The organism is Pararhodobacter sp. CCB-MM2, from assembly GCF_001691415.1.
In the GTDB taxonomy this organism is placed as follows: domain Bacteria; phylum Pseudomonadota; class Alphaproteobacteria; order Rhodobacterales; family Rhodobacteraceae; genus Pararhodobacter.
The window spans coordinates 111,481-127,655 of the sequence record NZ_LRRR01000006.1; the positions used below are offsets into that span (position 1 = coordinate 111,481).

The 16,175-nt window shown below is 67.4% G+C and carries 19 protein-coding genes; 9 read left to right on the plus strand and 10 right to left on the minus strand.

The window, feature by feature from the left end; genetic code table 11:
* Positions 1-149 precede the first annotated feature (149 nt).
* The 6 genes from BCY78_RS08990 (at position 150) to BCY78_RS09015 (ending at position 5,836) form a co-directional block, all read left to right on the plus strand.
* Positions 150-1,325: a substrate-binding domain-containing protein gene (locus BCY78_RS08990; RefSeq protein ID WP_068300519.1), complete on the plus strand. Its 1,176-nt coding sequence runs from the start codon at positions 150-152 to the stop codon at positions 1,323-1,325.
* A 167-nt stretch (positions 1,326-1,492) separates the two neighbouring features.
* Positions 1,493-2,257: an ABC transporter ATP-binding protein gene (locus BCY78_RS08995; protein WP_068300521.1), complete on the plus strand. Its 765-nt coding sequence runs from the start codon at positions 1,493-1,495 to the stop codon at positions 2,255-2,257.
* Positions 2,250-2,975, plus strand: coding sequence for an ABC transporter ATP-binding protein (locus BCY78_RS09000; RefSeq protein WP_068300523.1), 726 nt, complete (start codon positions 2,250-2,252; stop codon positions 2,973-2,975). The genes BCY78_RS08995 and BCY78_RS09000 overlap by 8 nt, the downstream gene beginning before the upstream one ends.
* Positions 2,972-4,003 carry a branched-chain amino acid ABC transporter permease gene (locus BCY78_RS09005; RefSeq protein ID WP_068300525.1) on the plus strand — a complete coding sequence of 344 codons (1,032 nt, stop codon included), beginning with the start codon at positions 2,972-2,974 and terminating at the stop codon, positions 4,001-4,003. The genes BCY78_RS09000 and BCY78_RS09005 overlap by 4 nt, the downstream gene beginning before the upstream one ends.
* Position 4,004: 1 nt before the next feature.
* A complete protein-coding gene (locus tag BCY78_RS09010; protein WP_068300526.1) occupies positions 4,005-5,054 on the plus strand; it encodes a branched-chain amino acid ABC transporter permease in 1,050 nt (349 codons plus the stop codon).
* Positions 5,051-5,836: an alpha/beta fold hydrolase gene (locus tag BCY78_RS09015; protein ID WP_068300528.1), complete on the plus strand. Its 786-nt coding sequence runs from the start codon at positions 5,051-5,053 to the stop codon at positions 5,834-5,836. The genes BCY78_RS09010 and BCY78_RS09015 overlap by 4 nt, the downstream gene beginning before the upstream one ends.
* A gap of 207 nt (positions 5,837-6,043) precedes the next feature.
* On the opposite strand, the gene BCY78_RS09020 is transcribed toward BCY78_RS09015, so the two are convergent.
* From BCY78_RS09020 to BCY78_RS09040, 5 genes are read right to left on the minus strand one after another with little or no spacing between them, the layout of a single operon-like run.
* Complete coding sequence (locus BCY78_RS09020) at positions 6,044-6,400, minus strand: phosphate acetyltransferase (RefSeq protein WP_068300530.1); 357 nt, start codon at positions 6,398-6,400, stop codon at positions 6,044-6,046.
* A complete protein-coding gene (locus BCY78_RS09025; RefSeq protein ID WP_068300532.1) occupies positions 6,397-6,741 on the minus strand; it encodes a MaoC family dehydratase in 345 nt (114 codons plus the stop codon). The genes BCY78_RS09020 and BCY78_RS09025 overlap by 4 nt, the downstream gene beginning before the upstream one ends.
* On the minus strand, positions 6,738-8,186 hold the full coding sequence (locus tag BCY78_RS09030) for a class I adenylate-forming enzyme family protein (protein WP_068300534.1): 1,449 nt from the start codon (positions 8,184-8,186) through the stop codon (positions 6,738-6,740). Before BCY78_RS09030 ends, BCY78_RS09025 begins: the two co-directional genes overlap by 4 nt.
* 1 nt (position 8,187) lies before the next feature.
* On the minus strand, positions 8,188-8,937 hold the full coding sequence (locus BCY78_RS09035) for an enoyl-CoA hydratase/isomerase family protein (RefSeq protein WP_068300535.1): 750 nt from the start codon (positions 8,935-8,937) through the stop codon (positions 8,188-8,190).
* Positions 8,934-9,545, minus strand: coding sequence for a TetR/AcrR family transcriptional regulator (locus BCY78_RS09040; RefSeq protein WP_068300537.1), 612 nt, complete (start codon positions 9,543-9,545; stop codon positions 8,934-8,936). Before BCY78_RS09040 ends, BCY78_RS09035 begins: the two co-directional genes overlap by 4 nt.
* A 237-nt stretch (positions 9,546-9,782) precedes the next feature.
* Between BCY78_RS09040 and BCY78_RS09045 the strand changes: the two genes are divergently transcribed.
* Entirely contained in the window at positions 9,783-10,919 is a 1,137-nt protein-coding gene (locus BCY78_RS09045) for a sialidase family protein (RefSeq protein ID WP_068300539.1), read from the plus strand.
* On the opposite strand, the gene BCY78_RS09050 is transcribed toward BCY78_RS09045, so the two are convergent.
* Complete coding sequence (locus tag BCY78_RS09050) at positions 10,920-11,837, minus strand: DMT family transporter (RefSeq protein WP_068300541.1); 918 nt, start codon at positions 11,835-11,837, stop codon at positions 10,920-10,922.
* A gap of 90 nt (positions 11,838-11,927) precedes the next feature.
* Here BCY78_RS09050 and BCY78_RS09055 point away from each other — a divergent pair, with 90 nt between their 5' ends.
* Positions 11,928-12,341: an ester cyclase gene (locus tag BCY78_RS09055; protein ID WP_199523133.1), complete on the plus strand. Its 414-nt coding sequence runs from the start codon at positions 11,928-11,930 to the stop codon at positions 12,339-12,341.
* On the opposite strand, the gene BCY78_RS09060 is transcribed toward BCY78_RS09055, so the two are convergent.
* The 3 genes from BCY78_RS09060 to nthA are packed head-to-tail and all read right to left on the minus strand — an operon-like array spanning position 12,327 to position 13,892.
* Positions 12,327-12,641, minus strand: a complete 315-nt coding sequence (locus BCY78_RS09060) for a nitrile hydratase accessory protein (protein WP_068300544.1) — start codon at positions 12,639-12,641, stop codon at positions 12,327-12,329. The two genes, BCY78_RS09055 and BCY78_RS09060, sit on opposite strands and share 15 nt — an antisense overlap.
* Positions 12,628-13,284, minus strand: coding sequence for a nitrile hydratase subunit beta (gene nthB / locus BCY78_RS09065; protein WP_068300546.1), 657 nt, complete (start codon positions 13,282-13,284; stop codon positions 12,628-12,630). The genes BCY78_RS09060 and nthB overlap by 14 nt, the downstream gene beginning before the upstream one ends.
* On the minus strand, positions 13,281-13,892 hold the full coding sequence (nthA, locus tag BCY78_RS09070; RefSeq protein ID WP_068300548.1) for a nitrile hydratase subunit alpha: 612 nt from the start codon (positions 13,890-13,892) through the stop codon (positions 13,281-13,283). The genes nthB and nthA overlap by 4 nt, the downstream gene beginning before the upstream one ends.
* Before the next feature lie 135 nt (positions 13,893-14,027).
* Here nthA and BCY78_RS09075 point away from each other — a divergent pair, with 135 nt between their 5' ends.
* Positions 14,028-14,753, plus strand: coding sequence for a LuxR family transcriptional regulator (locus tag BCY78_RS09075; protein ID WP_068300550.1), 726 nt, complete (start codon positions 14,028-14,030; stop codon positions 14,751-14,753).
* Positions 14,754-14,907: 154 nt separating this feature from the next.
* On the opposite strand, the gene BCY78_RS09080 is transcribed toward BCY78_RS09075, so the two are convergent.
* The gene (locus tag BCY78_RS09080) at positions 14,908-16,137 is read right to left on the minus strand and encodes a CynX/NimT family MFS transporter (protein ID WP_068300552.1); all 1,230 of its coding nucleotides are present in this window, start codon (positions 16,135-16,137) and stop codon (positions 14,908-14,910) included.
* Positions 16,138-16,175 lie beyond the last annotated feature (38 nt).

Below are 16,175 nucleotides of genomic sequence, written 5' to 3' on the forward strand. Positions count from 1 at the left end.
GTCGATTCTGCCCGATATTCAACCTTTGCAGGGGAAATCGGCGCGCCGGCACCGCGTGAGGACAAACATTCCTTGACAGGAATCGGTCCCGCAGGCATCCCTTAGTGAAACATGAATCATTGATCATGTTTGGGATCAGGGAGGATTCTATGAAACTGCTTTTGAGTGCCGCGCTCTGTGCGCTGGCCACGGCCCCGGCAATGGCGGAAGAGATCCGCATCGCCCATATTCACGACATGACGGGCGCGCTTGAGGCCTATGCGGCGCAAAGCCAGATCGGGCTGATGCTGGGGATCGAATACGCGACCCAGGGCTCGATGCAGGTCGACGGCAATGACCTCGTGGTCACCGAATACGACAGCCAGCTGCGCCCCGATCTGGGCCGCGCCCTGCTGGCGCAGGCCTTCGGCGACGACGATGCGGCGATTGCCGTTGGTCCGACCTCGTCGGGCGTGGCGCTGGCGATGCTGCCGGTGGCCGAGGAATACGAGCGCATCCTGCTCGTCGAGCCCGCCGTGGCGGATTCGATCACCGGCTCGGACTGGAACCGCTACATCTTCCGCACCGGCCGCAACTCGTCGCAGGACGCGATCTCGAACGCCATCGCGCTGGGTCAGGAAGGCGCTGTGATCGCCACGCTGGCGCAGGACTATGCCTTCGGCCGCGACGGCATCGCCGCCTTCCGCGAAGCGCTGGCCGGCACGCCCGCCGAGCTGGTGCATGAAGAATACGTCCCCACCGACACCACCGATTTCACCGCCGCTGCCGAGCGCATCTTCAACGCGCTGCAGGAACACGAAGGCGACCGCCGCCTCTTCGTGATCTGGGCCGGGGGCGGCAACCCGATGGGCCGCATTCAGGCGATGGACCCCTCGCGCTTCGGCATCCAGATGGCGACCGGCGGCAACATCCTGCCCGCCATGGCCGCCTATCGTGACTTCCCGGGCATGGAAGGCGCGACCTATTACTACTATGAGATCCCGCAGAACCCGGTGAACGACTGGCTGGTCGAACAGCACATGGCCCGCTACGGCACCCCGCCCGACTTCTTCACCGCCGGCGGCATGGCCTCGGGCATTGCCGTGGTGGAAGCCCTGCGCGCAACCGGCGGCTCGACCGACACGGAAGAGCTGATCGCCGCCATGGAAGGTATGCATTTCCAGACCCCGAAGGGCGAGATGTGGTTCCGCCCCGAAGACCATCAGGCGATGCAGTCGATGTACCACTTCCGCATCCGCGTCGAGGATGGCGTCGACTGGGCGATCCCGGATCTCGTGCAGGAAATCACGCCCGACATGATGGACATCCCGATCCGCAACCAGTGATCGGCTGATCCCGAGGGGGCGCTCCATCCGCGCCCCCTCCTCACCGGCCCCGAAATGGCGCCGCGCCCCCCTCATCTTTACTCTCTAAATATCCCGGGGGTTCGGGGGCTGGCCCCCGTCCGCCGCTGAACACCCTTGAACCCACGCCTCGAAGCAGGGACCCCCAAATGCCGCAACCCTCCCTCGTGACCCGCGACCTGACGGTCCGCTTCGGCGGCCATGTCGCCGTGGACCGCGTGAGCTGCGCCTTCACCCCCGGCGAGCTGACGGCCATCGTCGGCCCCAATGGCGCGGGCAAGACCACCTATTTCAACCTGATCTCCGGCCAGATCCGCGCCACCTCGGGCCGCGTCGAGCTAATGGGCCGCGACATCACCGGCCTCGCGCCCTCGGCCCGCACAGAGGCCGGGCTGGGCCGGGCGTTCCAGCTGACGAACCTCTTCCCCCGCCTGACGGTCTTGGAGAATGTCCGCCTCGTCGTGCAAGCGCGCGAGCGGCGGGGGTTCAACCTGTGGTCCATGGCGATGGGTCACCGCGACCTCATTGCCGAGGCCGAGGCCGTGCTCGAACGGGTCCGCCTCACCCATCTCGCCGACCAGACTGTCTCGGCGCTCAGCCATGGCGACCAGCGCAAGCTGGAGGTCGCGGCGATGATCGCACTGAAACCCAAGGTCTTCATGTTCGACGAACCCACCGCCGGCATGTCCGTGGAGGAAGCGCCGGTGATCCTCGACCTCATCGCGATGATCAAGGCCGACCCTGAGGCCACCGTGTTGCTTGTCGAGCACAAGATGGACGTGATCCGCTCGCTCGCCGACCGGATCATCGTTTTGCACAACGGCGCGCTGGTGGCGGATGGCAAACCGGCCGAGGTCATGGCCTCCGAGGTCGTGCAAGAGGCCTATCTGGGCAAGGAACTCACCGATGTCTGACCCGATCCTCCAACTCAAAGGCGTCAAGACCGACATTGCCCAGTACCACATCCTGCACGGCGTCGACCTCGATGTGCCGCGCGGGGCGGTGACGATGCTTCTCGGGCGCAACGGCGCGGGCAAGACCACGACCCTGCGCACGATCATGGGCCTGTGGAAACCGCATCAAGGCGAGATTCTGCTCGACGGCGCCCATATCAACGGCCTCAACCCCGCGCAGATCGCCCGGCGCGGCATTGGCTTCGTCCCTGAGGACATGGGCATCTTCTCGGACCTCACGGTCGAGGAGAATCTCCGCCTCGCCGCGCTCTCGGGTCAGCCGATCCCGGAACGGATGGACTGGATCTTCGCCGCCTTCCCGGCGCTGAAGACCTTCTGGAAATCTGCTGCCGGCACGCTGTCGGGCGGGCAGAAGCAGATGCTCTCTGTCGCCCGCGCGGTGGTCGAGGATCGTGAACTGTATCTGATCGACGAGCCCTCCAAAGGCCTCGCCCCGGCGATCGTGGCCACCTTGGCCCGCGCGCTGAAGGACCTGAAGAATCGCGGCGCGACAATCCTGATGGTCGAGCAGAATTTCTCGCTGGCCAAGGCGCTTGGCGACCATGTCGCGGTGATGGATGACGGCCGCATCATCTGGAGCGGCGCGATGGCCGAACTGGCCAGCGACACCAACCTGCAAGAACGCCTGATGGGCCTGAAGATGGAGAGCGCCGGATGACCCACGCCCCCACCCACGCGCCGACGATGGCGAAACTGACGCTGGCCGAGCGCCTGCGCCCCTGGATGCCGGTGCTGCTGGTCCCGGCGCTGATGGTCTTTGGCTTTCTCACCATCGACAGCAGCTCAAGCTGGCTGACGCTGACCGTCTCGGGCCTCGCCATGGGGATGATGATCTTCGTCATCGCCTCGGGCATGACCTTGGTCTTCGGCCTGATGGACGTGATCAACTTCGGCCACGGCGCCTTCATTTCCTTCGGCGCCTTCGTCGGCACCTCGGTCCTGCTGGCCTTGGGCGCGATGACCGGCGTGCCGTCCCTGATGCTGAACCTCCTCGCCATCGCCGGCGCCGTCTTGGCCGCGATGGTCGTGACCGGCGGCATGGGCTGGGCCTTCGAGCGCGTCATCGTCCGCCCGGTCTATGGCAGCCATCTGAAGCAGATCCTCGTCACCATGGGCGGGCTGATCGTCGCCGAGCAGCTGATCTATGTGATCTGGGGCGGGCATGAGATCGTCATCACCCGGCCCGAGACGCTGAAAGGCGCCATCACCTTCGCCGGTGCCGCGCTGGAGAAATACCGCCTGCTCGCCGTGGTCGTCGGCCTCGCCGTCTTCCTCGCCCTGCGCACCGTGATGCGCCGTACGAAAGTGGGCCTCATCGTCCGCGCGGGGGTCGAGAATCCCGAGATGGTGCAGGCTTTGGGCTACAACATCACCCGCGTCTTCGTCGGCGTCTTCATCGCCGGTTCCGCGCTGGCGGGCCTCGGCGGCGTGATGTGGGCGCTCTACCAAGAGATCATCACCGCCCATATGGGCAACGAGATCATGATCCTCGTCTTCATCGTGGTGATCATCGGTGGCCTCGGTTCGGTCGAAGGCTGCTTCATCGGCGCGCTGACCGTCGGGCTGGTGCAGAACTACGCCGCCTTCCTTGAGCCGAAACTGGCGCTGATCTCGAACATCGCGCTGATGGTGGCGATCCTGATGTGGCGGCCGATGGGCATGGTCCCGGTCGTGAAGGCGAAGTGACATGATGAACATCCTCTCCGGCGACCGCCCGAAAAGCGTGATCCTCTCGGTGCTGCTGGCCGTGATCCTGCTGGCCCTGGCCTTCGCCCCCTTCCTCTTCCCCGGCTCACGGTCCCTCGAGACCGCCGCGCGGATCTGCATCTTCATCGTGCTGGTCGCCTCCTATGACCTGCTTCTGGGCTATGGCGGGATCGTCAGCTTCGCCCATACGATGTTCTTCGGCATGGGCGCCTACGGCGTTGCCATCGCCATCGATCGGCTGGGCACGGGCTATGGCGCGATGGGCCTCGGCGCGCTGGTCGGCATGGTGGTCGCGGGGATCGTCGCGCTCTTGATCGCGCTTTTGTCCCTGCGCGTGCGGGCGATCTTCTTTGCCATGATCACGCTGGCCATCGCCTCGGCCGTCGCGGTGCTGGTCAGCCAGCTGTCGCAATTCACCGGCGGCGAGGACGGCATGAACATCCGCATCCCGCGCGAGCTGACCCCGGCCTTCCGTCTGGGCGAGGTCTTCGGCACCCGCGTCAACGGCAAGGTGCTGAACTACTACCTCGTCTTCACTGGCTGCCTCGTGCTGTTCCTCGTTATGCTGCGGCTGGTGAACTCGCCCTTCGGCCGCGTGCTGCAGGCGATCCGCGAGAACGCCTTCCGGGCCGAGGCCATCGGTTACCGCGTCGTCTTCTACCGCGCGATGGCCACCTGCCTCTCGGCGATGATCGCGGCGCTGGCGGGCTCGCTCTTCGCCATCTGGCTGCGCTATGTCGGCCCGTCGACGACGCTGGGGATGGAGATCATGCTCGACATCCTGCTGATGGTCGTGATCGGCGGCATGGGCACGATGTATGGCGCAGTCGTCGGCACGGCGATCTTCGTGCTGGCACAGAACTATTTGAAAGAGTTGATGGGCGGGCTGTCCGAGGCGACCTCGGCCCTGCCGGTGATCCCCGACCTCCTCAGCCCCGACCGCTGGCTTCTCTGGCTGGGCGTGCTGTTCATCCTCTCGGTCTATTTCTTCCCCACCGGCATCGTCGGAAGATTGCGGGGCACCCGGTGACGGAGACGAAACTGCACGACTGGGGCGCCAAGCATCCCGGCGCCCCGGTGATCCTGCTGCATGGCTGGACGATGACCGGCGCGATCTGGGATCCGGTGGCACGGCTGCTGAACGCCCCCTGCCTCGCCCCCGACTTGCCCGGCCATGGCGAGACCGAGGGCTACGCGCCCACGGTCGCCGGCGGCGTTGCGCAGCTGTCGGACTTGATCTCGGATCGCGGGATCGAGGGCGCGACGCTGGTCGGCTGGTCCCTCGGCGCGCTGATCGGCTGGTCGTACTTGGCCCAAGGCGGCACGGGCGTCGCGCGGATGGTGTCCTTGGACATGTCCCCCTGCCCCCTGCCCGCCCCCGGCTGGCACTTCCCGATGCGCGGCCAAAGCTCGGGCAAGGCCCTGCGCGGCGGGCAGCGCTTCCGGCAGGACTGGCCCTCGGCCGCCCGCGCCATCTCGCAGCAGATGTTCGCGCGCCCCGAGGGTGGCAGCGCATTGTCCAGCCTCGCGGCGGAAAAGATCATCCGCGCGCAGGACCCGGACGCCATGGCCAGCTTCTGGGAATCGCTCGTCGCCGTCGATCTGCGAGCGGCGCTGGGCAGAATCGAGACCCCGCTCCTCGCCCTGCATGGTGCCGAGAGCCGGGTCTATCGCCCCGCCACCGGGGACTGGATCGCCCACCATGCGCGCCATGCCGAGGCACGGGTGCTGGAGGGCTGCGGCCATGCGCCGAACCTCGAGGACCCGGACAGCACCGCCGCCGCCATCGCCAATTTCGCCCGGCTTCCGTGAGGGGGCAGGAAGTGAGTATTTCCGGCAGAGTGAAGCCCGAAGGGCGTTACGGGGCTGCCAGCGTCATTTGAGTATTTGAGACAAGGTGAAAGGGCAGCGCCGCGCACATTGAATAACTTGAATCAAATTGTGCGCATCTTTGCTCCCCAAATATCCTCGGGGGGTGAGCCGAAGGCGAGGGGGGGCAGACAGCCCCCCTTTCTGCTGTCAGGCCCCGACGTCCCGCGCCAGAACGAGGGCGCGACCGTCGCAGACCAAGGTGCCATCCGCCGTGCGGCACGTCGTGGCGAGATCGACGAGATGCTTTTCTGGCCGCAGCCGCGTGATCTCGACCCGCGCCGTCAGGGGCTGGTCCAGCGGCGCCGCGGCGTGGAAGGTCAGGCTCTGCTTGAGGTAGTTCGTCCCGAAACCCGGCAGATCGACTCCCAGAAGGTAGGAGAACAGCGCGGCGATCAGGGGTTCGGGCACATGATCCGGCAAAGCGCCACCGGAGAGGGCCGCGAAGGCCTCCATGTCGGCGACGGAATAGCTGCGGGTCGTCTCGGCGAAATCTCCCAGCGTCATGCCAGCACCGCCTTGCCCTGCAGGCAGACCGCGCCATCGGCCACGCGGGTCGCGGTGACCTCCAGCGCCTCGGGCGCGCCGGAAATGCGCAGCCGCAGCGCCTCGCCAGCATAGGCGGGGTTGGGGAACATCATCTCCTGCGCTTGGTGACTGGCGCCGGGATGGGCCTCGCGCAGCATCGCCCAGAGCTTGGTGTAGATCAGCATCCCGTGGCTCACCGTGCGGCCAAAGCGCGTGCGGGCGCTGAAAGCGGGATCCACATGGATCGGATTGTCATCACCCGAGACGCGCGCGAAGGCGTCGAATTCGGCCTGGGTCGGGGTCCAGTCCCGCTCGATCATGGCAGCAGCTTCCTGAGTTCGGGTTTGCGCACCTTGCCGGCGGCGGTGCGGGGGAAATCGTCGACGACATGGAAGGCGCGGGGTAACTTGTAGCCCGCGAGACGCTCGCGCAGCCACGGCAGCAGGGTCTCGGCCTTAGGCATCTGTCCGTTGCGCGCCATGAGGAAGGCGACACCTGTCTCGCCCCATTTCGCGTCCGGCACGCCGATCACCGCGGCCTCCAGCACGGCGGGATGGGTGATCAGCACCTTCTCGACCTCGGCCGGGTACACGTTCTCGCCGCCCGAGATGTACATGTCCTTGATGCGGTCGATGATGCGGTAATAGCCGTCCGCGTCCCGCGCCGCGACATCGCCGGATTTGAGCCAGCCGTCCGGGGTGAAAGCCGCCTCGGTGGCCGTGGGGTTGTCGAGGTATCCGGGCGTCACCGTGGGGCCGCGCAGCAGCAACTCGCCCGCACCGGCCTCGCCATCGGGCACGCCATCGAGCCGCGCTTCGGTCATCATCTGCGGCTTGCCGACTGAGCCGATCTTGGCGATCGCCGCCGCGCGGTCGATGAGGAAGCCAGTGGGCCCCGTCTCGGTCATGCCGAAGCCGTTGCAGATCACCGCGCCACGCTCGGCGAAGAAGCGGATCGTCGCTTCGGGAAGGGCGGCGCCGCCGCAGGCCCAGCCCCTGAGCTGGGACAGGTCCGCGCCCGACAGGTCCATCGCCATCAGCGCCTGATAGATCGCCGGGACGCCGAAGAACTGGGTGACGCGGCCCTGCGCGATCAGGTCCAGAAGGGCGGGCGCGTCAAACTTGCGCAGCACCAAGGAAACGCCGCCCCAAAGGAACAGCGGCATCGTGAAGAGGTTGATGCCGCCGGTGTGGAACAGGGGCAGGAAGTTGACCGTCTGGTCCTCGGACGTCAGCCCCATCGCCTGCGCGATGTTGACCGCGTTGGCGACCACCATGCGCGGGGTCTGGATCACCGCCTTGGGCGTGCCCGTCGTGCCCGAGGTGAAGAGGACGTACCACGGCGCATCTTCGTCAATCTGCACGGGGGGCAGAGGGGCCACGTCGGGGATGTCCAGCGGCATGACCGGCAGGCCCAGCTGGGCGGCGGGCTCGGCGAAGGTCTCGTCATGCAGGACCAGCGCGCAGTTGACGCTGCGCAGGACCGGCAGCAGCTCGGCCACCGGCTGGCGCCAGTTCAGCGGCGCGAGGATCAGGCCGGCCTTCTGGCACGCAAAGAGGGCGACGAAGAATTCGGGCCGGTTGTGGCACAGGATCGCCACGCGGCTCCCCCTCGGGACGCGCGCCAGCAACGCCGCACCCAGCCGGGCGGCGGCGGCATCGACGCGGGCGAAGGACCATTCCGCGCCGGTCTCATGGTCGATGAAAGCTGGCGCTTCGGGCGAAAGCTGCGCGCGGCGGGCGGCGAGGTCAGGGATCAGGCCCATGTCACACGCCCTCCAATTGACGCAGGAAGCGCGCCATGCCGTCCCGCACCTCGGGCAGGTCGATGCGGGTGACAAAAGCCGCGCGCTCGGCTTCAAGGCTGTCGGCCAGATCTTCGGCCAGCAAGGATTTCGTCGCGCCAAGGCTGCCCGCATCATGGCGTGCGAGGGTCTGCAGCCAATCCGCGATCTCGGCATCCGGGCTATCGCTCACCGCTTGGATCAGCCCCAGCCGGAAGGCCTCGTCCGCGCCCAGCCGGCCATTCAGCAGATGGAGCGCCCGGACCCGCGACGTACCGATCCGGTCGGCCAGCATCCGCGTCCAGCCACCATCGGGCGCGAAACCGACGACCGCATACCACGGCTGGATGAAGGCCTCGGGCGTCATCACCACCAGATCGGCGGCCAGAACCAAGCCCAACGCGCCGCCCGTCACCGCCCCCTGCACCCGCGCGATGACCGGGCAGGGCAAGGCCGACAGGGCGAGGATCGCCTCGTTCAGCAGGCCGAGGGTCTGGGTCGCATAACGCGCGCCATTGCCGGCATCGACCTCGCGCGCGAACCGCCCGACATCGCCCCCTGTGGAGAAATTGCGCCCGGCGGCCTTCAGGATCACTGCCTTCGGCGCCTCCAGCGCCTTGAGGGCGACGTTCAGATCCTCCAGCACCTCCAGCGTCAGGGCATTGGCGCGGGCCTCGCGGCGCAGGGTCAGGGTGACGACGCCGGCATCCCGATCGGTGGTGACGAGGCTCATTGCCGCAACCCGCGTTCGAGCATGTCGAAGACCTCGGCCACCACGGCGTCGAGATCGGCCTCGCCCTCCCAGATCGCGAACCGCTCGCCCAGAGTGATCGCCATGCCCATCAGCGCCCAGGCACGGGTCTCGGCATCGCCCTCGCGGATCTCGCCCTCTTTCACTGCGGCGGCGAGGTTCTGCGCATAGCCGCGCGCGAAGGTGGTGTAATAGGTCCGGTAGGCATCGGGCGCGACGAAGCGCGCCTCCATGACGATGTTATAGAGCGTCGGACGCTCGGACACGAAGCCGAGGAAGGCTCGCAGGCCACGCCGTTCGGCGGTCAGGCGGTCCGGCGCATCGGCCACGGCATCGGCGAGGAAGGCGCGGGTCAGCTTGCCCATCTCCAGCACCAGCTCGCGGAAAACCTCGTCCTTGGACTGGAAGTAGATATAGAATGTGCCCTGCGCGATGCCGGCCTTGCGGGTGATATCGGCAATCGAGGCGGCGGCGAAACCGCTGTCGCCGATCACGGCCTCGGCGGCGCGCAGGATCGCATTGCGCGTGTCCTGACCGCGACGGGTGCGCGGACGGCTCGCCGGTTGGCGGTTCTGGGGGGCCTCGGGCATGTCTCCTCCTGACACCTGAGTCAGTCGTCATATTGAGGGTTGCGTGATTCCTGTCAACACGAATCGGCTGTGGGGCTGCTTCGTCGTCCGGGCCCTGCGGGCAGCGCGGGGCCGAGTGGACAGGACAACGATATCAGGATCTTGCCGATGCCGGGGCCGGTTCCCGCTGTCCGGAAAAGAAACCGACCAATTGGTATGGAAGCCGTGCTATGCTGCGTACAGCAACGGGAGGCACGGATGACGGAGAGCATCACGGTACTGGTGGGAACGACCAAGGGCCTGTTCCTGGTCGACAGCGACGGCGCGCGCGAAGACTGGAAACTGAGCGGCCCCTTCTGCGACGGCTGGCCGGTGAACCATGCCTATGGCGACGCGGCGACCGGTCAGATCTGGGCCGCTGCCGGGGGCGAATGGCAAGGCGTGGGCGTCTTCCGCTCGCAGGACCATGGGGCGAGCTGGACGAACTCGGTCCTCGCCAATGGCAAGATGGATGAATACCTCGCCGCCGACGAGAACTTCCGCAAGATGCTCGGCCGCGGCCCCGGTCCCGATGCGCCGTTCAAGGGCCAGCTCAACGCGCTGTGGGTCATCACCAAGATCGGCGACACGCTCTATGCCGGTGCCCGCCCCGCCGCGCTGTTCCGCAGCCATGACGAGGGCGCGACATGGGAGCTGGTCGAGGGGCTGTCCAACCATCCCTCGCGTCCGGAATGGGAAGCGGGCGGCGCCGGGCTGGTGCTGCACACCATTCTGGGCGAGTGCGACAAGTTGATGGTGGCGGTCTCTGCCGCCGGGGTCTTCGCCTCCGAGGACGGCGGCGAGACATGGGAGCGGCGCAACCGGCGCACCAATCAGGCGACGACGCCCAATCCGGTGACCGGCGAATGCGGCAAGGAGATCGGCTTCTGCGTCCATAACATCAGCCGCTCGGCCGACGGGCGGACCTTCTACATGCAGAACCACCAAGGCGTGTTCCGCTCGCGCGATGAGGGCCGGTCGTGGGACGAGATTTCCGAGGGCCTGCCCGCCACCTTCGGCTTCCCCGTCGCCGCGCATCCGGTGGACAGCGACACGCTCTATGTCCTGCCGCTGGATGAATGGAACGGACGGATGCCTCTGGGCGGCAAGGCGACGGTCTGGCGTTCGACCAGCGCGGGCGAGGGTTGGGAGCCGATGCGCTCGGGCCTGCCGGACGACGCCTATTTCACCGTGCTGCGGCAGGCGATGGCGACCGACAAGGCGGCGAAGGCAGGGATCTATTTCGGCACCAACTCGGGCAGCGTCTTCGCTTCGACCGACGATGGCGAAAGCTGGCGCGAGATCGCCCGGCACCTGCCGACGGTGCTGGGCGTCGAGGTCATGCACCGGCGGTGATCAGCCCTCGCGCTCGGCCGCAACCGAGCGTGGCTGTTTCGCCGGCGTCAGCAGGATCGCCCCCAGCACCATCGCGCAGGCGACCGCTTGCGCCGGGTGCAGCGCCTCGCCGAAGGCCAGAAAACCCACCGCGAACATCACCGGCAGCTCGATGCTGCCGGCGACGGCCGTGCGCGCGGTGCCGACCATCGGCGAGCAGATCGTGTAGATCAGCTGCGGGATCAGCGCCGTGCCCAGCCCGATGCCGGCGACCATCAGCCAGCCCCGCCCGCCCTGCGGCACAAGGGCCTCGACGGGTGTGGCCAGCGCCAAGGGGAGGAGCCCGACGATTGCCCCCAGCGAGGTCACGCCGACCCGAACCGTCGCCGGCACCGCCGTCAAGCGATGGACCAGCACCGAGAACCCCAAGCCGAAGCCCGCCGGCGCGCCCAGTGACAGGATAAGGGCCGGCAAATGCTCGGGCGCGACCGATCCGGGCGTGGTCACCAGCGCCGCCGCGCCGACGATAACACCCGCCGCCAGCATCGCCCGCCCTGAAGGGCGTTCGCCGAACAGCAGCCACGCGAAGAACAGCGTGAAGGCGGGATAGGTCATGTAGAGCACCCCGGCGGTCGAGACCGGCACAACCTCGACCGCGCGGACATAGCCGACCCAGCCGAGGCCCATCACCACGCCCATGCCCAACCCCCAGGCCAACACCCGCGCCTGATGCCGCCAGCGCCAGACCAGCGGCAGCATCAGCACGCTGGCCAGCGTGTAGCGGTAGAGGGCGACGGCATGCGGGGCCATCCCGGCCTCGGTCAGCGGGCGCGCGAACAGGGGCACGAGGCCGAACCCGATGGACGCCAGAATGACGCCGAATGTGGCCAGCCCTCTCACGGGATCGGGCTTGGCGGGGGCGAGGGAATCAAGGGACATGCAACTCCGTTATCATGAAAAATGCCTTCTGGACAGCATTGTCCAATATCGAGGGTTTGCCCGCCCCGGGTGAACCGCTACCCTTCCCCGATGAGCAGTGAGTTTCTGACCCCCGACCGTCTGCGCGCCTTCTACCGCGGCTATATCGACTGCCTGAACCACCGGGATTGGGACGCCTTGGGCGATTTCGTCCATGCCGAGGTGCGCTATGGCGACACGCGGATCGGCCTGTCCGGCTACCGCGCGATGCTGGAGCGCGACGTGGCCGCGATCCCGGACCTGCAGTTCCGCATCGAGCGGCTGGTGGCCGAGCCCCCGACCGTCGCCGCGCGGTTGCTGTTCGACTGCACGCCGAAGGGTGAACTGTTCGGCCTGCCGGTAAACGGCCGCCGCGTGCAGTTTTCCGAGAATGTCTTCTACACCCTGCGCGAAGGACGCTTCGCGCAGGTCTGGTCGGTCATCGACAAGGCCGCGATTGCGGCGGCGATCTCAGCCGAGCTGTGAGGCGTTCTCCAGCCGGATCGGCTGGCCATGCGGCGTGGCATGGGCGGCGTCTTCCCAGCGATGGGCCAAGGCGGTGACCTCATCCGGCAGAGCCAGCCCGCGCTCGGCCAGCATCGCTTCCAACGCCATCAGCCAAGCGTCCCAATAGTCGAAGCCTTCGGCGATCTTCGCGCCCAAGGCCTCGGTCCAGAGGGGCCAGCTGAAGACGCCCGCATCGGACAGCGCCACGGTCAAACCGAACAGCTGCGCCTGCCATGGGGCCTGAAAGGCGCCGCCGAAAGGGGTGTCAGGCGTGCTCAAGATAGCTCTCCCACAGATCAGCGCTGACCGTCAGACCGGCCTCGCCGCCCTCGCCCCAGACCTCGGTCCCGTCGAACACCACGGTATAGAGGCGCTGCGGCTGCTCACCCTCGCCCTTGGCATTGCTGTCGGGAAAGACGTAGCCGCCATGTTCCGATTCCACCACGCCGGTATGGCCCATCAGATAGGTCGGCAGCCGGGTATGACCGCGCGGATGGGTCACACGGGTGCGCACGCGGTCGCCGGGACGGAAGCGCGCCTCGGCGGTGACGGCGCGGTCGCAGGGGCCGCCCTTGGCGAGGACGGCGGGCACACGCTCGGGCGGCAGGCGCTTGGGATGCGCGGGGAGGTCCATCGCCTGACCCTCGGCCAGTTCGGTCTCCGTCAGCAGGCCGTGACGGGTCAGCAGGATTTCCAGCGCGCGGGTCCAGATTTCGTAATACGAGGCCGAGAGGTAGATCGACGGCGGCAGGCTTTCGCGCGTGTGGCGCGATTCGTCGATGTTCCACGCCCCCAAAGCGCCACAGGCCAACACCACGCCCATGGCACGGGCCTCCCAATCGCCGTGGAACAAAGGCTCGTCCTGTTCAGGCGCGACGGGGCCGAAACCCATCTTGCCGCCCAGATCATGCGGGCCGTTCATGCCACGCCCTCCGGCGCGCGGGCGATGCCGGTGCCGATCATGCTCTCGCGCGTGACCAGTTCGGCCAGCGCCTCGGCCGACCAGCCCTCCGTCCCCTCAGGCCGCATCGGCACCACGAGGTAACGCAGCTCGGCGGTCGAATCCCAGACGCGGATCTGCGTCTCCTCCGGCAGGACCAGCCCGAATTCCGCCAGAACCGCGCGCGGCTCGATCACCACGCGGGAGCGATAGGGTGGCGATTTGTACCAGACGGGCGGCAGACCCAGCAGGCTCCACGGATAGCACGAGCACAGGGTGCAGACGATCACATGATGCAGCCCCGGCGTGTTGAACACCGCGCGCATATGCTCGCCCTGACGGCCCGTGAACCCCATCGAGGCCACAGCGGCGGTCGCATCGCGCGTCAGCCAGTCGGCGAACTCCGGATCCGTCCAGGCGCGGGCGACCACAGCGGCACCGTTCTGCGGGCCGACGCGTTCGGCATAGGTCTCGACGATGGCATCCACCGCCGCCGGGTCGATCAACCCCTTGGTGGTCAGGATCGTCTCCAGCGCACGGACGCGGGCGTCCATCGGATCGAGATGGTTGTCGTGGTGATCATGCGGCATGGGAAGCTCCGTCTTGCGCCGCCATGCTAGTGCAAAAGTCGGGGGGCGCAAGCCGCGCAGCCGCTAGGCGCTACCGGGGTTTCATGCCATCGTGGCGCGGGGGAAGGCGTTGACGAGGCGGGAGGAAAGGCAAACGTGGGCGATATCTTCGACTACCCGGAGCGGCTGGCCCGGGCCGCCAATGCCGCACAGGCCTGCGCCGAGCTGGTTGCCACGATGGAACCTCTGGGCTTCACCACCTATGCCATCGGCGCCCTGCCCCATCCCGACGCGCTGTTCCCGACCGAGTTCTTCCACCAGAACTGGCCCGAGAGCTGGCAGCGCGCCTATTTCGAGCGGAATTTCGGCGAGCGTGACCCGACGATGCGCGCCATCGCCTGCACCGGCCGTCCCTTCACCATTCAGGACATCCGCCAAGCCAAGGCCGGTTTCCATCCGACGCCCGAGGAGCTGGAGGTGATGGATTTCGCCGCCGGCCTCGGCCTGCCCCATGGCTACATCACGCCGATCTACCGCGCGCAGGGCTATTCGGGCATCGCCTGCCTGATCGGCACCGGCCCCGACCCCGACACCAACACCCGCGCCAAGCTGCAATTCATCGCCGAGCAGACCCACGATCGCCTGCGCTATCTCAGCGCCGTCGCCGCGGCGGGCGGCTCCACCGTCACCCTCAGCCCGCGCGAAATCGAGGTGCTGAACCTCGCCCAGCATGGCCTTGGCGACGCCGCCATCGCCGAGGCCGCCGGGATCAGCATCCGCACAGTGCGCTTCCACTTCGAGAACGCCCGTCGGAAACTCTCGGCCCGGTCGCGCACCGAGGCCATCGCCGTCGCCGTCGCGCGCCATCTGCTGCCGGGCTGACAATCTGGCCGAAACTGGCGCGAACCTGTCACAAGTGACAGTTGCGCAATTTTGACCAAACGTTAGCCTGAGGGTGTTCAGGGAGTTATTTCAAGAGTTTCCGAGGCGGCGCCCCTGGCGCTGCCTCGCATTTTGTCCGGTCCCTCCCCTGCGGTCAGGCGGCGGCCAAGCCGCTCGCCGGCCGCGACGGAGCCCCCGGACGGGTCCGCAGCAGGATCACCACCATCACCGCGATGTTCAGCAGGTTGAAGGCAATGCCGTTCACGAAGGCCAGCGTGTAGCTGCCGCTGACGTCATAGATCCAGCCCGACATCCAGCCGCCCAGCGCCATACCAACAATGGTCGCCATGATGACGAATCCCACCCGCGCGCCGGCTTCCCGCGCCGGCATCGTCTCGCGCACGATGATCGCATAGGCGGGGACGATTCCCCCTTGGCTGAGCCCAAAGATCAGGCTGACGATATAGAGCGAGACCATGCCGTCGAAGGGCAGATACAGGATCAGGCCGATCATCTGCCCGATGGAGCCAATCAGCAGCGTCGGAATGCCGCCCAGCTTGTCGGTGACAAAGCCCGAGATCAACCGCGATGCCACCCCGCCCATCAGCATCACGCTGAGCATGCTCGCACCCACCGCCGGCCCGTAACCGAGGTCCACACAGAAGGCGACCAGATGCACCTGCGGCATCGACATCGCCACGCAGCAGCCGATCCCCGCAAGTCCCAACAACCACATCATCGCGCGCGGCGACCACGGCACCCGGCGCGGCGTCAGACCGGTCGCCTGCGCCTCGGCCGTCAGGCTCTCGGCCGGGACCCGGCGACGCAGAACCTGCGCGCCCGGAACCACCACCACCGGCACCAGAACCGCCAGAACCCAGCAGACCGCCCGCCAGCCCTGCTCGTCCAGCACGCCCGACAGCGCCACCGGCCAGATCGCCCCCGCCAGGTAATTGCCGCTGGCCGCGATGGCCACGGCGATGCCCCGACGCCGCCGGAACCAGAGCGAGACATCGGCCAGAAGCGGCCCGAAGAACACCGCCGTCCCCAACCCGATCACGAATTGCGCGCCCGAGAGCGTCAGGATCGACGGGCTCACCGCCGCCAGCGCGAAGCCGATCCCCGACATCACCGCCGCCCCGGCCAAGGCCCGCGCCACACCGAAACGGTCCAACGCCCCGCCCCAGACCAGATTGCCCAAAGCAAAGCCCGCCATGGTCAGGGTGTAGGGCAGCGAAGCCTCCCCGCGCCCGCCGCCGAATTCGGCCTGAACGGCGGGCAGAAGGGCGATGATCGACCACATGCCGACATTGCCCACGGTGGCGATGGCCAGTGTGAGCAAGAGGCGGGTCCAGGAATAACGACTGTCGAGAATGTCTTGCATCGGCGCATCCTAGACGGGCCGCGACGGGCCCGCCAGAA